Source organism: Caulobacter sp. B11 (genome assembly GCF_002737765.1).
GTDB lineage: Bacteria > Pseudomonadota > Alphaproteobacteria > Caulobacterales > Caulobacteraceae > Caulobacter.
On the sequence record NZ_PEGG01000248.1, the window covers coordinates 1 to 4625 of the forward strand.

Genomic DNA, 4625 nt, shown 5'->3' on the forward strand with positions numbered 1-4625 from the left:
CAGGGCGACCGCTCAAGCATGCGCCAGGGCTGGACCTGCAGGATCAGCAGCAGCGAGAAGCGGTCGCCCAGAACCGCGACGGCCGCCAGACCAATAAGACCAGCGGCCAGAGCGCCCAGGGCCAGGGTGCGGGCCCGCCCTTGCAGCAGGCTCGCGCCGATCGCCAGGGTGGCGACCTGGACCGCCAGGCGGCTCCAGGCCTGAAGCGGCCACAGGGAGGGAAACAGGATCGGACTGCGCGCCTCGACCAGAGGCCGCCACTGCGGGTCCATCACCGTCAGCAGTCGCTCGGCGACCGGCAGGCCGAGCCCGGCGGCGGCCAGGAGCACCACGGCCCCGACCACGCCGGGAATCAGCCAGCGGCGATCCTCCAGGCACAGGGCCATATAGACGGAGGCCAGGCCGCACAGGCCCATGATCGGGTGAAACAGCATGCCCGCCCCGAACAGGGCCAGGGCGGTGATCCTGCGCCCCGCAAGATAGGCCGCCATGCCCGCCAGGCCCGCGGCCTCGGCCAGGCCCCGAGGCGTGGCGAACGGCTCGCCGTAGCTGATCACATTGAGCGGGCCGTAGAACGCCGGTAGGGCGACAGCGAAGACCAGCACCGCCCAGCGGGCGGCCGGAGCGCGGTCGGCGGTCAGGGCGCGGGTCAGCAGCACCAGACCGGCGAACCACAGCGCCAGGGTCGCCAAGACAACGATCAGCGAGGCGTTGGCGAGGCCGCAGGCCCCGATCAGCCGCGCCAGAAACGGCGTATAGAGGCTGAACCCGAACTGTCCGTCATGGACGAACATCAGGTCACGCCCGACTCCGCCGGGGTCCAGCCTGGCGAGGGCGTCGCCGACATAGAGGCGGGCGTCGTGGCGGACGCCCTGATAGGCGCGGCTCAAGGCGAAAAGCGCGGCGATCGCCATCAGCGGCGACCAAGGCCCCTGCCCCAGGCGCGCCAGTCCCGCGCGAACCCGGGAGGTCAAGGCGCCAGGCTGCCGGCCGCGCGGAACAGCAGCGCCCGGCGGACGGTGAAATTGAACAGGAACACCAAGCCAGCGGTCGGGATCTTGGCCAAGCCGGGCGTCATGCCGAACACCTCGACCCACAGGGCGAGCAGCACCTGGGTCAGGGCCAGTCCCGCCAGCCCGACCCCGACAAAGCCCGCCAACTCCTGCCAGCGACTGGTCAGGCGTCGTTCCCGGAACACCACCGCGACACTGAGGCCATAGGTGACGATCATGCCGCTACAGAAGCCGATAGCGGCGGCGACCAGATAGTTGAGGCCGGCGGCCGTCAAGCCGACCAGCAGGCCCCAATCCAGACCCAGGGCCAGAGCGCTGGACAGGCCATACAGCAGGAACTCCCGCAGACCGGTCGGAACGCGATCCAGCAGGGCGCGAACCCGGCTCATGCTCAGGCGGCGACCTTGCGCGGCACGGCGCGCTCGCTGCTCAGGGCCTCGCGGGCGCCCGAGACGCCGGCTTCGCCATACTCGGCGTCCTCATTGACCTCCCAGACATCATGCACGGTCTCGCCGGCCAGGATGTTCTCGGCGGTCAGGATGCCGGTCATCATGGCGTGGTCCTGGTTGTTGTACTTGTGCATGCCGTTGCGGCCGACCAGGTGCAGGCCCGGGAAGTGCATCTTGAGGTCCAGGCGGATCATCTTGACGTGCTCGGCATAGCTGTCGTCATAGACCGGATAGGCCTTGTGCTGGCGCACCACGCAGGCGTCATAGACGTCGCCCGGGGCCATCAGGCCGATCTTGCCGATCTCGCGCTTGGCCTGCTCGACCAGGTCCTCGTCACGCGCGACCCACAGGCCGTCGCCCTCGAAGCAGAAATATTCCAGGCCCAGGCAGGTCGAGACGCCGTCGGGGATCATTTCGGGCGACCACGACCGGAAGTTCTGCACCCGCCCGACCTTCACCGACGGATCATGGATATAGATCCAGTTGTCGGGCAGTTCCTTCTGCGGCGTGCCGATCAGCACCACCGTGATGAAGTCGCGGTACATCAGTTCGCCGGCATGGAAGAGGCTGATCGGTGTCGGGCTGATGGCGCTCATCAGCTCGCGAATGGGGGCAGAGGAGACGACGTCGTCAGCGGTATAGGTCTCGCTCGATCCGTCCTGGCAGGTGACGTTCACCGTCCAAAGCCGCCGGGCCGCGTCGAAGTGCAGGCCGTCGACCTTGCGGCCCATGCGGACCTCGCCGCCGAGGGCTGCGACCTTGGCGGCGCAGGCCTCCCACATCATGCCCGGGCCCTTGCGGGGATAGCGGAAGCTTTCGATCAGGGTCTTGGGCGCGCCCTCGGCCCCGGCCTTGGCCTTGACGCCCAGCGAGCGCTTGACGCCGTCGATGATGGCTGAGGCCAGGTCCAGACCCTTGATGCGCTGGCTGGCCCAGTCGGCCGAGATCTCGTCGCAGCTCATGCCCCACACCTTCTCGGTGTAGGTCTTGAAGAAGATCGAAAACAGCTTCTCGCCAAACTGGTTGCGCACCCACTGGTGGAAGGTGGTCGGGTCCTTGATCGGACGGGCCTTGGCCAGTCCGAACGAGGCCATGCACAGGGCGGCCGTCCAGACGCCCAGATTGGCCAGGGCCTCGAAGGCCTTCAGTGGATAGGCGTAGAACTTTTCGCGGTAATAGATGCGCGACAGCCGGGGACGGTCGATGAAGTCATCGGGCAGGATCTCGTTCCAGAGATCGACCACTTCCTTCGATTTCGAGAAGAACCGATGGCCGCCGATGTCGAACTTGAAGCCCTTGTAGTCCACGGTGCGGCTGATGCCGCCCACATAGACCGGATCCATCTCCAGCACGGTGACGCCGCGACCGGCCTTGGCCAGGGTATAGGCGGTCGTCAGGCCCGCGGGGCCCGCTCCGATCACCAGGGTTTCAACGTGCTGGCCCATGTCCGCTCCGATCGTTGGTCGAGCTACAATGGCGGCGTGTGGTTAAGACGAGACGGCCAGACATGGTGAATCCGCCTTAATCAGCGGACCTTACCGCCCCGTCGCCCGTGGCGACCGCTCAACACCGCGCGTCCTGGTGGAAAACCCGCATGTCTTTTTCTCAGGACCGGTCATGATGGCGCCATCCACAGACTCACCTTTCAGGCCCTGTCCCCGCGCCTGTTTGGACGGGTGGACGCCGAGATCGATGACGGAATATTCAGTCAACGGATCATTCTAGTCTCGACGACTCACCCGACAGCGCGCGCTAATGCCAGCGAGCGTATTGTTGATCTTGAAGTGTGGATTGTGGAGGGTGTGACGGCGCGTACGACTAAACCCGTTGGCCGCAAGGGCCCGGCAAGACCCGTCAGGTCGCCGCCCTGCCTTGGCGGATGACAGATGACGGCCTGACCGTCCTGCTGGTCTCATCGCGCGAAACCCGCCGCTGGGTCATCCCAAGGGCTGGCAGATGAAGGGCAAGGCCGACCCGGCCGCCGCCGCCAGGAAGCCTATGAGGAGGCCGGCCTGGACGGCCGCGTCGCGGCCAAGCCTTTGGCGACTATCCCTACCTGAAGCGGCTGAAGAGCGGCGCCGCCCGCGCCGTCACGGTCGACGTCTACCCGCTTGAGGTGACCGGCGAGCACGCCACCTGGCCGGAAAAGGGCCAGAGAACCGTCAAATGGATGCCGCCGATCGAGGCCGCCATGGCGGTGCAGGAGCCTGAGTTGCGCGACCTGATCGCCCGGTTCGCGGGTGTCGAGTTGCCAGACGAGGAACGCCCCTCCCCGCCGCCGCCGCCAACCCCGGTGCGCGTGGCGCTACAGCGCCTGACCCGTCGCGTGACGCGCTATGGGGCCGCGACCGCCTCAACTGAGACGCCTCGACTTTTCCCGGCGATTAACCTCATGTTCTCACTATGTTCCGATAGTGAGTCGCCATGCAGCTCTCGCTCGCCCTTTCCAGTTCGCCCCTCGCCGCCGTTCGCGACCGGTTGTTGACGACCTTTGGGCCGAGCGGCCGACCCAGCGGCTCGATCCCGTTTCCCAGTTGGTCAAGGCGGCGGTCAGCGCCGCACCCCGGACGCCCCGTCCTGGTCGGCCTTCCGACGCCTGCTGACCGGTTTCCCAGCTGGGAAGACCTGGCCGAAGCGCCCGAGCCCGCGGTGCTGGAGGCGATCCACGACGTGGCCTTCGCCGCCGACAAGGCCCGGCAGTTGCCGCATGCCCTGCGACTGATCCAGATCCGCTGCAAATGGCGTCTGACCCTCGATCACCTGAAAGACCTGGAGATCGACTCGGCGCGCTGGTGGCTGCAAGGCCTGCTGGCGTGGGGGTCGAGGCGGCCGCCTGCGTCCTGAACTTCAGCAGCCTTGCGATGCGGGCGATCGTGGTCGACAGCCACGTTCACCGTGTGGCCAAGCGCCTGGGCCTGATCGCGGCGACAGCGGACGCCGCCCATGCCTACCCCCCTGATGGATCAGGTTCCGATCACTGGAGCAGCGACGACCTGTTCGAGCTGCACGGGCTGATCAAGGGCCTGGGCCAGCTGGTCTGCGAGCAGGAGACGCCGCAGTGCGGAGCCTGCCCGCTCAAGGCCCAGTGTCCCAGGATCGGTGTCGGTCACAGCGCCGACGTGCTGGCCTGGCGCGGACGGTAATCGTGCTCCCCCCTGAAGGG

At 67.2% G+C, this 4625-nt stretch carries 2 protein-coding genes and 2 pseudogenes; 1 reads left to right on the forward strand and 3 read right to left on the reverse strand.

What is annotated here, in order from left to right; all coding sequences use genetic code 11:
* The 3 genes and pseudogenes from CSW58_RS10325 to CSW58_RS10335 all read right to left on the reverse strand — a co-directional run.
* Positions 1–914, reverse strand: a pseudogene (locus tag CSW58_RS10325) (hypothetical protein); the annotation flags it as partial.
* 56 nt (positions 915–970) lie between these two features.
* Positions 971–1402, reverse strand: coding sequence for a GtrA family protein (locus CSW58_RS10330; RefSeq protein ID WP_099447229.1), 432 nt, complete (start codon positions 1400–1402; stop codon positions 971–973).
* 2 nt (positions 1403–1404) lie between these two features.
* Positions 1405–2907: an NAD(P)/FAD-dependent oxidoreductase gene (locus tag CSW58_RS10335; protein ID WP_099447230.1), complete on the reverse strand. Its 1503-nt coding sequence runs from the start codon at positions 2905–2907 to the stop codon at positions 1405–1407.
* Positions 2908–3886: 979 nt separating this feature from the next.
* Between CSW58_RS10335 and nth the strand changes: the two are divergent.
* Positions 3887–4605 (forward strand): annotated as a pseudogene (gene nth, locus CSW58_RS16260) (endonuclease III).
* Positions 4606–4625 lie beyond the last annotated feature (20 nt).

Excerpts from the sequence above, each read along its gene's own strand:
- CSW58_RS10330 (WP_099447229.1), bottom strand. The coding sequence starts at position 1,402 with ATGAGCCGGGTTCGCGCCCTGCTGGATCGCGTTCCGACCGGTCTGCGG.
- CSW58_RS10335 (WP_099447230.1), bottom strand. The coding sequence starts at position 2,907 with ATGGGCCAGCACGTTGAAACCCTGGTGATCGGAGCGGGCCCCGCGGGC.